Annotated in this window: 12 protein-coding genes; 4 read left to right on the top strand and 8 right to left on the bottom strand. The window is 63.5% G+C overall.

Translation table 11 applies throughout. The features are described from left to right. Positions 1 to 52: 52 nt before the first annotated feature. Entirely contained in the window at positions 53 to 2,221 is a 2,169-nt protein-coding gene (locus L0F51_RS15690; RefSeq protein ID WP_234630096.1) for a primosomal protein N', read from the bottom strand. A 198-nt stretch (positions 2,222 to 2,419) separates the two neighbouring features. Between L0F51_RS15690 and L0F51_RS15685 the strand changes: the two genes are divergently transcribed. The 4 genes from L0F51_RS15685 to L0F51_RS15670 all read left to right on the top strand — a co-directional run bounded on the left by L0F51_RS15685 (position 2,420) and on the right by L0F51_RS15670 (position 5,705). Next, positions 2,420 to 3,445 (top strand): sodium:calcium antiporter, encoded by a 1,026-nt coding sequence (locus tag L0F51_RS15685; RefSeq protein WP_234630095.1) that lies wholly within the window; start codon positions 2,420 to 2,422, stop codon positions 3,443 to 3,445. A gap of 159 nt (positions 3,446 to 3,604) precedes the next feature. Beyond that, positions 3,605 to 4,261 (top strand): fructose-6-phosphate aldolase, encoded by a 657-nt coding sequence (gene fsa, locus L0F51_RS15680; protein ID WP_234630094.1) that lies wholly within the window; start codon positions 3,605 to 3,607, stop codon positions 4,259 to 4,261. A gap of 78 nt (positions 4,262 to 4,339) precedes the next feature. Continuing rightward, positions 4,340 to 5,305: a tyrosine recombinase XerC gene (locus L0F51_RS15675; protein WP_234630093.1), complete on the top strand. Its 966-nt coding sequence runs from the start codon at positions 4,340 to 4,342 to the stop codon at positions 5,303 to 5,305. A gap of 151 nt (positions 5,306 to 5,456) precedes the next feature. Then, positions 5,457 to 5,705 (top strand): hypothetical protein, encoded by a 249-nt coding sequence (locus L0F51_RS15670; RefSeq protein WP_234630092.1) that lies wholly within the window; start codon positions 5,457 to 5,459, stop codon positions 5,703 to 5,705. A gap of 192 nt (positions 5,706 to 5,897) precedes the next feature. Here the strand turns inward: L0F51_RS15670 and lpdA are convergent, their stop codons facing one another. From lpdA to L0F51_RS15635, 7 genes are all read right to left on the bottom strand, one after another. After that, entirely contained in the window at positions 5,898 to 7,301 is a 1,404-nt protein-coding gene (lpdA, locus tag L0F51_RS15665; RefSeq protein ID WP_234630091.1) for a dihydrolipoyl dehydrogenase, read from the bottom strand. A 64-nt stretch (positions 7,302 to 7,365) separates the two neighbouring features. Beyond that, positions 7,366 to 7,980: a LysE family translocator gene (locus L0F51_RS15660; RefSeq protein ID WP_234630090.1), complete on the bottom strand. Its 615-nt coding sequence runs from the start codon at positions 7,978 to 7,980 to the stop codon at positions 7,366 to 7,368. A 42-nt stretch (positions 7,981 to 8,022) separates the two neighbouring features. Further along, positions 8,023 to 8,436 carry an MAPEG family protein gene (locus L0F51_RS15655; RefSeq protein ID WP_234630089.1) on the bottom strand — a complete coding sequence of 138 codons (414 nt, stop codon included), beginning with the start codon at positions 8,434 to 8,436 and terminating at the stop codon, positions 8,023 to 8,025. 21 nt (positions 8,437 to 8,457) lie between these two features. Then, positions 8,458 to 10,014 carry a 2-oxoglutarate dehydrogenase complex dihydrolipoyllysine-residue succinyltransferase gene (odhB, locus tag L0F51_RS15650; protein ID WP_234630088.1) on the bottom strand — a complete coding sequence of 519 codons (1,557 nt, stop codon included), beginning with the start codon at positions 10,012 to 10,014 and terminating at the stop codon, positions 8,458 to 8,460. 62 nt (positions 10,015 to 10,076) lie between these two features. Continuing rightward, positions 10,077 to 13,049, bottom strand: a complete 2,973-nt coding sequence (locus L0F51_RS15645) for a 2-oxoglutarate dehydrogenase E1 component (protein ID WP_234630087.1) — start codon at positions 13,047 to 13,049, stop codon at positions 10,077 to 10,079. Positions 13,050 to 13,275: 226 nt separating this feature from the next. Next, positions 13,276 to 14,184, bottom strand: a complete 909-nt coding sequence (sucD, locus tag L0F51_RS15640) for a succinate--CoA ligase subunit alpha (protein ID WP_234630086.1) — start codon at positions 14,182 to 14,184, stop codon at positions 13,276 to 13,278. Next, positions 14,184 to 14,393, bottom strand: a complete 210-nt coding sequence (locus L0F51_RS15635) for a hypothetical protein (protein WP_234630085.1) — start codon at positions 14,391 to 14,393, stop codon at positions 14,184 to 14,186. The genes sucD and L0F51_RS15635 overlap by 1 nt, the downstream gene beginning before the upstream one ends.

Raw genomic sequence — 14,393 nt, 5'->3', positions numbered from 1 at the left:
TATCGCCTCGAATGTTGCTCGGAAAACGGGGCGCGACCTCTCCCCGCGTGGATCACAAGAAGCTCTGCGGGTCGACATCGACGGCGACCCTGAGGTTGCCGCGGGCCTTCGGAGCCGCAGCGAGCCAGGCCCTCAGCCAGCGGTGCAACTGGTTGGACGAGCCCGCGCGTGCCAAAAGCCGAAAACGGTAGCGGCCTCGGATGAGCGCCAGCGGCGCTTCGGCCGGCCCCAGGAGCTCTACCCCCTCTTCGCGCGGCGCAGCCCGCGCCATCGCCCGCGCATGCTCCTGGGCCGCCGCGCGCTCAGGGCCGCTGACGATGATCCCGGCAAGGCGCGAAAACGGCGGCAGGGCGCCCCGGCGCCGGCTCTCCACTTCGGCCTCGAAGAATGCCTCCGGCTGGCCGCCCGCCAGCGCCGTCATGACCGGATGGCCGGGCTGCCAGGTCTGCAGGAACGCTCGGCTTGACTGGCCGGCCCGTCCGGCCCGGCCCGCGACCTGAGTCAAAAGCTGGAAGGTGCGCTCCGCCGCGCGCGGATCGCCCTGCGCCAGACCGAGATCGGCATCGACGACGCCGACGAGCGTAAGGTTCGGGAAATTGTGGCCTTTGGCGACGAGTTGCGTGCCGATGATGATGTCGGCTTCGCCCTTTTCGACAGCGGCGAGCTCCAGCCGCAGCCGCTGCACGCCGCCGGCAAGGTCGCTCGACAAGACGAGGCTCCTCGCCTCCGGAAAGAGATCGAGCGCCTCTTCCTGCAGCCGCTCCACCCCGGGTCCGCAGGCGACGAGGCTGTCCTCGGCGCCGCAGGCGGGACAGGCTTCGGGGCGCCTTTCTTCATGGCCGCAATGATGGCAGGCGAGCACGCCGCGAAACCGATGTTCGACGAGCCAGGTCGAACAATTCGGGCAGGTGAAGCGGTGGCCGCAATGGCGGCAGAGCGTCAAAGGCGCGTAACCGCGGCGGTTGAGGAAGAGAAGCGCCTGGTGGCCCTGCGCAAGAGTTTGGCGGACGGCTTCGACGAGCTTCGGCGACAAGGAGCGGCCGCGCTCCGGCGGCGCTTCGCGCAGATCGACGACGTCAACGTCGGGCAGGCCCGCCCCGCTGTAGCGCTGATCGAGATGGATATGACGGTAGCGTCCGCGCTGCGCGTTGACGCGGCTTTCGACGGACGGGGTCGCCGACGAAAGCACCACGGGGAAATGAGCGAGATGGCCATAAGCGACGGCCATGTCGCGGGCATGGTAGATGACGCCCTCTTCCTGTTTGTAGGCGCCGTCATGCTCTTCATCGACGACGATGAGGCCGAGTTCGCAAAACGGCAGGAAGAGGGCCGAGCGCGCGCCGACGACGGCGCGAACCGTCCCGTCGGCGACGCCGCGCCAGACGCGTTCGCGCAATTTCGGCGACATCTCCGAATGCCATTCGGCCGGTGGCGTGCCGAATCGGCCGGCGAAGCGCTCAAGAGCCTGCGAGGTCAGCGCGATTTCTGGCATCAGGATCAGAACCTGACGGCCTTTTTCGAACGCTTCCGCCGCGGCCTCGAAAAACACCTCCGTCTTGCCGGCGCCCGTTACGCCGTCGATGAGAGCGACCGAAAACGCCTCATCGCGCACCAGCGCACGCAATTGCGCGCCGGCCTCGGCCTGCGCACCGGAGAGCTCCGGCGGCGCGAAATCGGGGACCGGCGAGCGTGTGACGGGGCGCGGCGGCAAAAGCACCATCTCCAGCGCGCCCTGTTTGACGAGCCCGTCGACGACTGAGGCAGAAACGCCCGCCGCCGTGGCAAGGCCGCTTTTCGACCAGGCGAGACCATCGCCCGCCAGATCGAGAACGCGCTGGCGGGCGGCGGTCGACCGGTCTGGCGCCATCCCCGTCACGCGCACGGCCGGAACCGGCTTTTCCGGGCTGAGTGCCGCCGTCACCCGCAGCGCCATGCGCAGCACCATACCTGGCGGCGACAAGGTGTAATCGGCGACGAAATCGATCAGGCGCATGAGTGGACGCGGCAGCGGCAAGGCCGGAAGAACCGCTGCGATCGGCTTCAGTCTCGCGGCGTTGAGCGTTTGCGGCGGCTCGTCGTCCCAGACGACACCCAAGACCTCGCGCGGGCCGAGCGGCACGACGACGATCGTTCCGGGCTCGAGAGGGCGGTCGGCGAGATAGGTGTAGCTGCGCTCCAGGGCATAAGGGAGAAGCACCTGGAGCGGAAACGTATCAGGCAAGCGAGCCTCGGCTTTCGTTAAATCCGCTTAACGAGCCTAAACGCTCGCCGAAGCGCCTTCCAAGCGCGCCCCGCCGCGATTCGCAAGCATGAAGCAAAATCGCAAGGTTCCGAACTGCAGCGCCGATGAGGAGCGTCCGGGAAAGCTGGAACCGCGCATGGCCTCTTCAGTTGGCTAGGCAAACCAAGCGGATCTTTCTTGCCGGAACTCTCTCTGACTTTCGCTGTCGGGCTCTTCACCGTAGCCGCGGCCACCATCGCCTATATCGGCACGAAGCTCACCTCGGTCGCCGACGTTCTGGCCGACCGGACGGGTCTCGGTGAGGCGATCGCGGGCGCGGTGCTTCTGGGCGCGACGACATCCGCTGCAGGCACGGTGACCTCCGTCACGGCCGCCGCGACCGGCAACATCGACCTCGCTTATGCCAATTCGCTCGGCGGCATCGCCGCGCAGACCGCCTTTCTCGCCCTTGCCGACATCGCCTATCGGAAGGCCAATCTGGAACATGCGGCCGCCGACCCGACCAACCTCTCGCAATCGGCTCTGCTCATCCTTCTTCTGAGCATTCCGATGATCGCCGGCGTGCTCCCGCCGGTCACCTTCTTCGGCGTGCACCCGGCGAGCATCATCCTGATCGCAATCTACGTTTTTGGCCTGAGGCTCGGCCGTCAGGACCGGGATCAGCCGATGTGGAAACCCTTCGACACGGAGGATACCCGCCACGATAGGCCGGAAGAAGACGAGAAAGGACGCTCGACGCCCTCTCTCGTACTGTCCTTTGCGGGGATGGTGATCGTGGTGGCTGTCGCCGGCTATGTGGTAGCGGAAACCGGAACGACGATCGCCGAAAAGACCGGCATCAGTGGCAGTGTCATCGGCGCGTTGATGACGGCAACCGTCACCTCGCTGCCAGAGCTCGTGACCACGCTCGCTGCCGTACGGCGGGGGGCTTTGCAGCTCGCCCTCGGCGGCATTATCGGCGGCAACACGTTCGACGTTCTCTTCCTGTCGGCGGCCGACGTCGCCTATCGTGACGGGTCGATTTACAACGCCATCGATCCCTCGACGCAGTTCTGGGCACTGATCGGCATCGCCATGACCGCCGTTTTGCTCCTCGGCCTCATCCGCCGCGAGCGCTACGGCTTCGCCAATGTCGGTTTCGAAACAGTGGGTATTCTCGTGCTTTATGTGGGGGCCGTGCTCGCCTCCGCCTTGGCGCTCTAAGGGCGTTGCGACGACCGCCTGCCGCGAAATTCGCGAAGGTCGCACGGCACCTTTGCAAGACGTCCATGCACGTCGTGCCTTCAAAGGGGTGGACGAAAGCTCTAGAGAGGGCAGACGATTATCACGCGCGACGACAAGCGCAGCGATGAGGCAAACGCTATGAAATTCTTCGTGGACACCGCCGACACCGCCGAGATCCGCGAGCTTGCAGAAGCCGGGCTCCTCGACGGCGTCACCACCAACCCCTCGCTGATCATGAAAGCAGGGCGCCCGATCACCGACGTCATCGCAGAGATCTGCGATCTCGTATCGGGACCGGTTTCGGCCGAAGTGGCGGCAACCGATTACGACACGATGCTGAAGGAGGGGCACAAGCTCGCCGAGATCGCCGACAATGTGGCGATCAAGGTGCCCCTGACATTGGACGGTCTCAAGGCCTGCCGGACGTTCGCGGACGAGGGCCGCATGGTGAATGTCACTTTGTGCTTTTCGGCCAATCAGGCCCTGCTCGCGGCCAAGGCCGGCGCGGCGTTCATCTCCCCCTTCATCGGTCGCCTCGACGACATAAATCTCGACGGCATGGAGCTGATCGAAGAGATCCGCATCATCTACGACAATTATCCGAACTTCGAGACGGAGATCCTGGCGGCCTCCGTGCGCACGCCCAACCATGTGAAGCAGGCGGCGATGATCGGCGCGGACGTGGTGACGGTGCCGCCGCAGGTGCTGCGCTCCCTCATCAAGCATCCGCTCACCGACAAGGGTCTCGAGGCCTTCCTTGCGGATTGGAAGAAGGCGGGTCAGTCAATTCTCTGACTCATATGGAAAAGGGCGTCGATACAACGCCTTACGTCCCTACGCATTTGTTTAACCATGGCGCGTGATACTCGCGCCATGGCCTCCAAAGACGCATTCCTTGTCGCGCTCGCACCCGATCTCGCCGCCCTCCTGCAGCGCTGGCTGAGCTATCTCCGCGACGAGAGGCGATTGTCGCCAAAGACGCTCGAAGCCTATGAGCGCGATCTTTCGCAGCTGGCGCAGTTTCTGACGAAGCATCTCGGCGCACCGCCCACAACGGCCGACATCGCCGCTTTGACGCCGGCCGATATCCGCGCCTTCCTCGCCGCTCGGCGCGCATCCGGCGCAGGCTCGCGCAGCCTCGCCCGCCAGCTCGCCGCCTGCCGCTCGCTAGCCCGCTTCTGTGCCCGGCACGACGTCCCGACCACCTCGGCTTTCGAGGCCGTGCGCAGTCCAAAGCAGAAGAAAAGCCTTCCGAAGGCGCTCTCCGTCACCGATACCCTGACGCTGACGGACGCCGCCGACACATTGACCGAAGAGCCCTGGCTCGCCGCGCGCGACCGCGCCGTCCTTCTCCTTCTTTACGGCAGCGGCCTGCGCATCTCCGAAGCGCTCGGCATTTCGCGGGCCGATGCCCCTATCGGAGGCCGCGATACGCTTCGTGTCACCGGCAAGGGAAGCAAGACGCGGATCGTGCCGGTTCTGCCGAAGGTGAGCGAGGCGATCGAAGCCTATATCCGCCTCTGCCCCTACCTTCTGGCGCCGAGCGAGCCCCTGTTTCGCGGCGCCAAGGGTGGTTCCCTGTCGCCCCGCATCGTCCAAAAACTGGTGGAACGGCTTCGATCTGCCCTGGGTCTCGAGCCGAGCGTCACGCCACATGCGCTGCGCCACTCCTTCGCCACGCATCTCCTTGGCGACGGCGGCGATCTCAGGACGATCCAGGAGCTTCTGGGCCATGCGAGCCTGTCGACGACACAGATTTATACCGATGTCGATGCCGCCCGGCTCCTCGATATCTATGCAAAGGCGCATCCCCGTGCCGCGCATCAACGGCATTCGTGACACGTCTTCTTGCGTCATCACGTTTTCGAGATGACGAATATTGAGGCAGAATCGATCTTAGCGCGGCCTTGTTTCCGCCCTAACTTTCTTCGTCGGACGTGAGCGAAAGCTTTGTCCGCGGAGAGACAAGAGGGAACAAGGAGAGAAATTCATGCGCAAGGTTTTGACATGCGTCAGCGCGACCGCCGCCTTCCTCCTGCTGGCATCTGCTGCCAGCGCCGATTGCAGCTTTCACCGGCAGCAGGTGATGGCCTCCAAAGCGCCGGTTGCTGAGGAAAAGGTGGCGATGGCAACCACCCCCACAACACTTTCGCAAGTCGCGACCCGCAGCGAACGCAACGCCGCTCCAAAAAAAGAGTGTGCGGCGGGCGACACGGCCTGCATGGGCGGAACCAAATAGGCGCCCACGCGTTTTTCACGTACTCCAGTCCAGGTTGCCAATAGCAACCGGATAACGTCTGCGCCGGCCGAAGAGCCGGCGCTTTTTTTTGCCTTGCCGCTTTTCGCCATCCCTGGGGGCCCGGCCCAACGCCCTCGGCCGAGGTTCTCAGGGGCCAGGCCGACAGGGGCCAGGCTGGGGGCAGTCCCGCCCTCAGATATGAACGGGTTTGAACCAGGCCGCCATCGCCGCTTCTCGAACGGCCTCAGACATCGTCGGATGCGCATGGCAGGTGCGTGCAAGATCTTCCGCGGCGCCTGAGAATTCCATGAGGACAGCCGCCTCGTGGATCATTTCGCCGGCGCCGCGCCCGACGATATGCACGCCAAGCACCTGATCCGTCTTCTCGTCGGCCAGGACTTTCACAAAGCCGTCCGTGGCGTTCATCGCACGGGCCCGCCCATTGGCGCTGAACGGGAATTTGCCGCTGCGATAGGCGATGCCGGCGTCTTTCAGCTCCTCTTCGGAGCGCCCGACGACGGCGATTTCCGGCTCCGTATAGACGACGCTCGGGATCACCTCGTAATTCACGTGACCCTTCTGGCCGGCGAGGATTTCGGCAACGGCCGTGCCTTCGTCCTCCGCCTTATGGGCGAGCATCGGTCCGGCGATCGCGTCGCCGATCGCATAGATGCCCTCGACATTCGTCTTGTAATCCTTGGCGGTGGCAACGCGGCCGCGCTCGTCGAGCGCGACCCCCGCCTCTTCGAGCCCGAGCCCCTCCGTATAGGGACGCCGGCCGATCGCCACGAGCACGATATCGGCATCGAGCTTCTCCGCATCCCCGCCCTTGACCGGCTCGACGGAGACACGCAGGCCCTTCTTTTCGCTTTCGACGCCCGTCACCTTGGTGCCGAGACGGAAGTCGATCCCCTGCTTCTTGAAGAGGCGCTGGGCCTGTTTGGCCACCTCCCCGTCCATGCCGGGCAGGATGCGATCGAGGAACTCCACGACCGTGACCTTGGCGCCGAGCCGCCGCCACACGGAACCGAGTTCGAGCCCGATGATGCCGGCACCGACGACGACGAGCTTCTCCGGCACCTTGCCGAGCTTCAACGCGCCGGTCGACGACACGATCTTCTTCTCGTCCACTTCGACGCCCGGCAAGGGTGCCGATTCGGAGCCGGTCGCGATGACGATCGCCTTGGTGGAAAGGCGCGTCGCCTCTCCCTTCTCGGGCGTCACTTCGACCTCGCCGGCCTGAACGATGCGGCCGACACCCTCGAACGTGTCGATTTTGTTCTTCTTGAAGAGGTAGGCGACGCCGTCGACATTCGACTTCACCGTCTTGTCCTTGTGCGCCAGCATCGCTTCCAGATCGAGCTCCGGCTTCACCTTGATGCCAAAATCGGCAAAGCCATGCGCCGCCTGCTCGAACATCTCGGAGGTGTGGAGAAGCGCCTTGGAAGGAATGCAGCCGACATTGAGACAGGTGCCGCCAAAGGTCGGGCGCTTTTCCACGACTGCCGTCTTGAGCCCGAGCTGTGCGGCGCGGATGGCGCAGACGTAGCCGCCCGGTCCGCTGCCGATGACGATGAGATCGTAGGTGTCAGGCATGTCGGCTGATTACTCCAGAATTCTCGAAGGATAGGTCACTAAGGTAGGTGGCAGCCCGGCCGCATCAACGACTGGCGAAAGCGAGACGCAGGCCGAAACCGGCGAACGCGATGGCCACCGTTCGCTGCAGCCAGCGCATAAGCCGTGCGTTTTGCAAGACCTTTGCACGCATGGCAGCCGCAAACACGCCATAGAGGACGAAAACGACGAACGTCATCGCCATGAACAGAAGAGACAGGGCGAGGAGTTCCCCCGTCGGCGAGACTTCCCCCGGCGTGATGAACTGCGGCAGGAAGGCGACGAAGAAGATCGACAGCTTTGGATTGAGAACATTGATGAGAATACCGTTGCGCACGATCGATAGCGCACGCTTCGGCGTCTCCTCTCGGCCCGAGAGCGCCAGCGGTCCCGCGGATTTGAGCGTCTGCCAGGCGAGATAGAGAAGATAGGCGACGCCCAGATATTTTATGAAGGCGAAGAGCGTGGCGCTCGCATGCAGGAGTGCGGCCAGGCCGAGGATCGAGGCTGTCAGATGCGGCACGATGCCGAGCGTGCAACCGAAGGCCGCGATGATCGCGCGCCGCTGTCCCCCGGACAAACCAGCCGCCAGCGTATAGACGACGCCGGTGCCGGGAATGAGGATGATCAAAAGCGAAGTGACGAAGAATTCGACACTCATGGGCCCCCCTTGTCTCGCGGCCCTGACCCTACAGCGCCGGTCCTAGAAGAAGAGCGCCCATAGCATCAACAAAATGCCGCCGACGGAAATCATCCATACGATGCTGCGGATATAAGGAATACCGAAAAGATAGAGTGGCAGATAGACGATACGCCCCCAGAACCAGACATGCGCGCCAATCGCCCCGAGGCCGCCCGTCTTGTCGGTCACGGCAAGGGCCAGCGCCATCGCCACAAAGGCTGGATAGGTTTCAAGAAAATTCTTGAGCGCCCGCGAGGAACGTCCGGCCATGACGCCCCAGGCCTTGTTGCCCTCGTCGCGCGGGCTCGCATTGTAATCGAGCCCCGTCTCCCGCGTCGCCGCGCCGGACTGAACGATGATGTGGACGATGAGAAGGATGACGCTCCAGCCAAGGAGCGTCATCTCAACGGGTAGACCGGCCGCTGCCGCTTCCATTCAGGCCCCCTCCGCGATGCCTCAAAGATCGAGCACGAGACGCTGCGGATCTTCGATGGCTTCCTTGATGCGGACGAGGAACGTCACGGCTTCCTGGCCGTCGACGACGCGGTGATCGTAGGAGAGCGCCAGATACATCATCGGGCGGACCACGACCTGACCGTTCCTGACGACCGGCCGCTCCTCGATGCGGTGCATGCCGAGAATGCCCGATTGCGGCGCGTTGAGGATCGGCGTCGACATCAAAGAGCCGTAGACCCCGCCATTGGAGATGGTGAAGGTGCCGCCCTGCATATCCTGAAGGGTGAGCGAACCGTCGCGCGCCTTCTTGCCGAGAGAGCCGATCTCCTTCTCGATTTCCGCCACCGACATGTCCTGCGCATCACGCACGACCGGCACGACGAGGCCCTTGTCGGTCCCGACGGCCACGCCGATGTGGTAATAGTTCTTGTAGACGAGGTCGGTGCCGTCGATCTCGGCATTGACGGCCGGGATCTCCTTGAGGGCAGCCACCGCCGCCTTCACGAAGAAGCCCATGAAGCCGAGCCGGACGCCGTGCTTCTTCTCGAAGAGGTCGCGGTAGGTCTTCCGGAGATCCATGACGGCGCCCATATCCACGTCGTTGAACGTGGTGAGCATCGCCGCGGTGTTCTGTGCCTCTTTCAGCCGCCGCGCGATGGTCTGGCGGAGGCGGGTCATCTTCACCCGTTCTTCACGCACCTCGTCGGCTTCCGGCGACGGGGCGCGAGGCGCCGAGGGCTTCGCCTGCGGCTGCTCGGAACCCTGTTCGAGCGCCTTCAGCACATCGCCTTTGAGAACCTGGCCCTTCTTGCCGGATCCATCCATATCGGCTGCGGCGAGGCCCTTCTCTGCCATCATTTTGGCGGCGGAAGGCGCGGGCTTGCGCTCGCCGGCAGCGGGTGCCGCTTCCGTCTTCTCCGTCTTGGGCGCCGGAGCTTCCGCCTTCTTCGCCCCCTTGGCGCCGACACGGATGCGGCCGAGAACCTGACCGACGGTCACCGTCTCACCCTGCTGTTTGATGATCTCAGCCAGGACACCGGCGGCCTGCGCCGGGATCTCCTGCGCCGCCTTGTCCGTCTCGAGCTCGACGACGGCCTCGTCGAGAGCGACCTCGTCGCCCTCCTGCTTCAGCCATTCGCCGACATCGGCCTCCGTCACGCTTTCACCGGCGGAGGGAACGACGATGTCAATCAGCTCGCCTTCCCCGCCCTCATCCTCTGCGGCCGGCTCGGCACTCGGCGCCGCGGCGGATTTCTCCGCCTTGCCGCTGCCATTAGACGCTGCGGCAGCCGGCTTCTCGGCCGGTTTGGCCTTGCCGTCGCCCGCGGCGATGGAGCCGAGAAGCGTGCCGACTTCGACGGTCTCGCCAGCCTTGACGACGATCGATTCCAGCGTGCCTTCGGAAGGCGCCGGCACTTCCACCGTGACCTTGTCGGTTTCAAGTTCGACGAGGGGCTCGTCGCGAGACACCGTCTCGCCTTCCTTTTTGAACCACTGGCCGACGGTGGCTTCCGTGACCGATTCGCCAAGCGTCGGAACCTTGATGTCCGTTGTCATTGATCGTCCCGTTTCGTCGCGCCGTTGCGGCGCCTGTCATAAGCTACAATGGAGCGCCCGGCCTATTCGCCGAGCGCCTCGTCGAGAAATTTCGCCCGCTGCTGCAGATGCCGCGACATGACGCCGGTCGCGGTCGCCGCCGAGGCCGGCCGGCCGGCGTAGCGCGGCTTCTCCTGCGGCAACTCCAGTGTGTTCAGGATATTGACCAGGCGCGGCTTCACGAAAGCCCATCCGCCCATATTTTTCGGCTCTTCCTGGCACCAGACGAGCTCTGCGTTCGGAAAGCGTGCCATCTGCTTGGTGAGCGCCGTCATCGGGAACGGATAAAACTGTTCCAGCCGCAAGAGATAGACATCGTCGATACCGCGTTCTTCGCGCTCCTCGAAGAGGTCGTAATAGACCTTGCCGGAGGAGACGACGACACGGCGGATGTCCGCATCCGGCTTCAAGCGGATGCCCTCGCCCTCGTTGCGATCGGCATCGTCGAAGAGAATCCGATGGAAGGACGTGTCCTTCACGAATTCATCGAGTTTGGAGACCGCCCGCTTGTGGCGCAGCAGGCTCTTCGGCGTCATCAAAATGAGTGGCTTGCGGAAATTTCGGTGCAGCTGACGGCGCAGAATGTGGAAGTAGTTGGCAGGCGTCGTGCAATTGGCGACCTGCATATTGTCTTCCGCGCACATCTGCAGGAAGCGTTCCAGCCGGGCGGAGGAATGCTCCGGCCCCTGCCCCTCATAGCCATGCGGCAGGAGGCAGACGAGACCCGACATTCTGAGCCATTTGCGCTCGGCCGACGAGATGAACTGATCGAAGATCACCTGCGCGCCGTTGGCGAAATCGCCGAACTGCGCTTCCCAGAGGGTCAAGCCGCGCGGCTCGGAAACCGAATAGCCGTATTCGAACCCGAGCACGGCTTCTTCCGACAGCATCGAATTGACGACCTCGAAGGTCTCCTGCTTGCGGCCGAGATTGTTGAGCGACACGTAGCGCTCTTCCGTCTCCTGATCGTAGAGGACCGTGTGGCGCTGCGAGAAGGTGCCACGCTCCACGTCCTGGCCTGAGAGCCGCACCTTGTGGCCCTCGGCAAGCAGGCTGCCAAAGGCGAGCGCCTCGCCCATCGCCCAGTCGATGCCCTCGCCCGTTTCCAGCATCTTGCGCCGGTTGTCGAGGAAGCGCCGGATGGTCTTGTGGATCTTGAAATCCTTCGGCGCTTCGGTCAGCGCCATGCCGATCTGGTTGAGGCGTTCGAACTCGACGCCCGTGCGCCCGACCCGGCGCTCGTCGGAGGCTTTCGGCGTCGTCAGCCCCATCCACATGCCGTCGAGCCAGTCGGCCTTGTTCGGCTTGTAGTTCTGGCCGAGCTCGAACTCCTCGTCGAGATGCGCGCGCCACTCGGCCTTGCGCTCTTCGATCTGCTCTTCGCTCGTCAGCCCCTCTTCGATCAGCTTCTTGCCGTAAATGGACAATGTCGAGGGATGCTTGCGGATCTCCCGATACATCAGCGGCTGCGTGAAGCTCGGCTCGTCGGATTCGTTGTGCCCGAAGCGCCGGTAGCAGAACATGTCGATGACGACCGGCTTCTTGAAGCGCTGGCGGAACTCCGTCGCCACCTTCGCGGCAAACACCACCGCCTCTGGATGGTCTCCGTTCACGTGGAAGATCGGCGCTTCGATCATCTTCGCGACATCAGAGGGATAAGGCGAAGAGCGCGACAGGCGCGGATTGGTGGTGAAGCCGATCTGGTTGTTGATGATGAAATGGATCGAGCCGCCGGTGCGATGGCCTCTCAGGCCGGAAAGCCCGAAACATTCCGCGACAACGCCCTGGCCGGCAAAGGCCGCATCACCGTGAATGAGAAGCGGCAGAACGCTCGAGCGCTCGCGAATTCCCTCCTCGTTCGGGTCTTCCCAGCGATCCTGCTTGGCGCGGGATTTTCCGAGCACCACCGGATCGACGATCTCCAGGTGCGACGGGTTGGCGGTGAGGCCGAGATGCACCTTGTTGCCGTCGAATTCCCGGTCGGAGGAAGCGCCGAGATGGTACTTCACGTCGCCCGAACCTTCAACGTCGTCGGGCTGCGCCGAGCCGCCCTTGAATTCGTGGAAGATGGCGTGCAGCGGCTTGCCCATGACGAGGCCGAGCACGTTGAGCCGGCCGCGATGTGCCATACCGAAGGCGATTTCCCGCAAGCCGAGATGACCGCCGCGCTTGATGATCTGCTCAAGGGCCGGGATCAGCGCTTCCGAACCGTCGAGGCCGAAGCGCTTGGTGCCGGTATACTTGATATCGAGAAACTTCTCGAAGCCTTCCGCCTCGATCAGCTTGTTGAGGATGGCCCGCTTGCCTTCATCGGTGAAGGTGATCTCCTTGTCCGGGCCCTCGATGCGCTCTTGAATCCATCCCTTCTCGTCCGGGGCCGAGATATGCATGAATTCGACGCCGAGCGTCGAACAATAGGTGCGCCGAAGGATCGCCAGCATTTGCGGAATGGTGGCGAATTCGAGCCCGAGAACCCAATCGAGGAAGATCGGCCGTTCGTAATCGGCTTCGGTGAAACCGTAGGAGGAGGGATGCAGCTCCTCGTGGTCGCGCATGGCGGCGATGCCGAGCGGATCGAGGTTCGCGTGGAAATGGCCGCGCATGCGATAGGCGCGGATCATCATCAACGCGCGGACGGAATCTCGGGTCGCCTGCAGGACTTCCGGCTCGGAGAGATCGACGCCGGCCTTCTGGGCCTTGGCACGGATCTTCGTATCGATATGCCGCTCGACGCCCTGCCAATTGCCATCGAGAGCGGAAACGAGTTCGCCGTTTGCGACGATCGGCCAGTCGGGGCGCTGCCAGGGCGCGCCCCGCGCCTCACGGATGACGTCGTTCTTCTCGTCCTTCAGCTCTTGAAAAAAATCCCGCCATCCGTCGCCGACGGAGGCAGGATCATCCTGGTAACGCGCATAAAGCTGCTCCAGGTATTCGGCGTTGCCGCCATAAAGAAACGAAGATTGTCGGAGGGCTTCGTTCGAGATTTGCCGTGCCATAGCCTTCCGCAGGAACTGATCCTACGCCTTTCCCGGTTTGCGCCGACGCCCGCCCCTGCGACGACCTGGCGCAATCTATACGCCTTTTGCAAACGCGGAGTTAGTGTAATCGGCCGCTTTCGCCAACTGCGAAACGATCCAAAAAGCGGAAAATTCCGCTCCACGTCTTCGCCTCGAGAGGCAGGGGCGCCGCCCGCGCACGGCTCGCGGCGCGGCGCAAAAGGCTTCAGCCCTTGAGAACCTCCACGAGCGTATCGCCGAGTTTGGCAGGCGAGGGAGAAACCACGATACCTGCCGCTTCCATCGCAGCAATCTTGTCTTCGGCACCACCCTTGCCGCCTGAGATGACGGCACCGGCATGGCCCATGGTGCGTCCCGGAGGCGCCGTGCGTCCGGCGATGAAGCCGACGGTCGGCTTCCACCGCCCCTTCTTCTTCTCGTCGGCGAGAAACTGGGCGGCGTCTTCTTCCGCCGAACCGCCGATCTCACCGATCATGATGATCGATTCCGTCGCGTCGTCGGCGAGGAACATTTCCAGAATATCGATGAATTCCGTGCCCTTCACCGGATCGCCGCCGATGCCGACGGCCGTCGTCTGGCCGAGCCCGGCATTCGTCGTCTGGAACACCGCTTCGTAGGTGAGCGTGCCGGAGCGCGACACGACACCGACCGAGCCCTTCTTGAAGATGGAGCCGGGCATGATGCCGATCTTGCACTCTTCCGGCGTCAAGACGCCCGGGCAGTTGGGGCCGAGAAGCCGGGACTTCGACTTGTCGAGCTTCGCCTTCACCCTGACCATGTCCATCACCGGAATGCCTTCGGTGATGCAGACGATGAAGGGAACTTCCGCGTCGATCGCCTCTTCGATCGCAGCGCCCGCCCCGACGGGCGGCACATAGATGACGGAGGCGGTGGCGCCGGTCTTTTCCCTGGCTTCCGCGACGGAGGCGAAAATCGGCAGTTCGGCGGCGCCTTCGACGCCGTTCTCCCAGGTCTGGCCACCCTTCTTCGGATGCACGCCAGCAACCATCTTGGTGCCGTAATAGGCGAGCGCCTGCTCGGTATGGAACGTTCCGGTCTTGCCCGTCAGCCCCTGGACGATGACCTTGGTATTCTTGTCGACGAGAATGGACATCAGTTCTTGTCCTTCAGAATCTGTTTGATCTCCCGAAGCTCGGCGATCACATCACGGTTGACGGCAACGATCTCGTCGTTGATCGCCTTCACCTCTGCCACATGCTTCGCATAGCTGCGCATCTGTTTTCTCGACACGATCACCATCAAGCCGCCGAAAACGAGAAAGATGCAGATCAGAGGAAGCCAGACGGCAATGAACTCAGCCAT

The sequence above is a fragment of the Afifella sp. H1R genome, from assembly GCF_021462425.1.
Taxonomy (GTDB): Bacteria; Pseudomonadota; Alphaproteobacteria; order Rhizobiales; family Afifellaceae; genus Afifella; species Afifella aestuarii.
The sequence above is the reverse complement of the archived record's forward strand: the minus strand, read 5'-3'. Positions and strand labels throughout refer to the sequence as shown.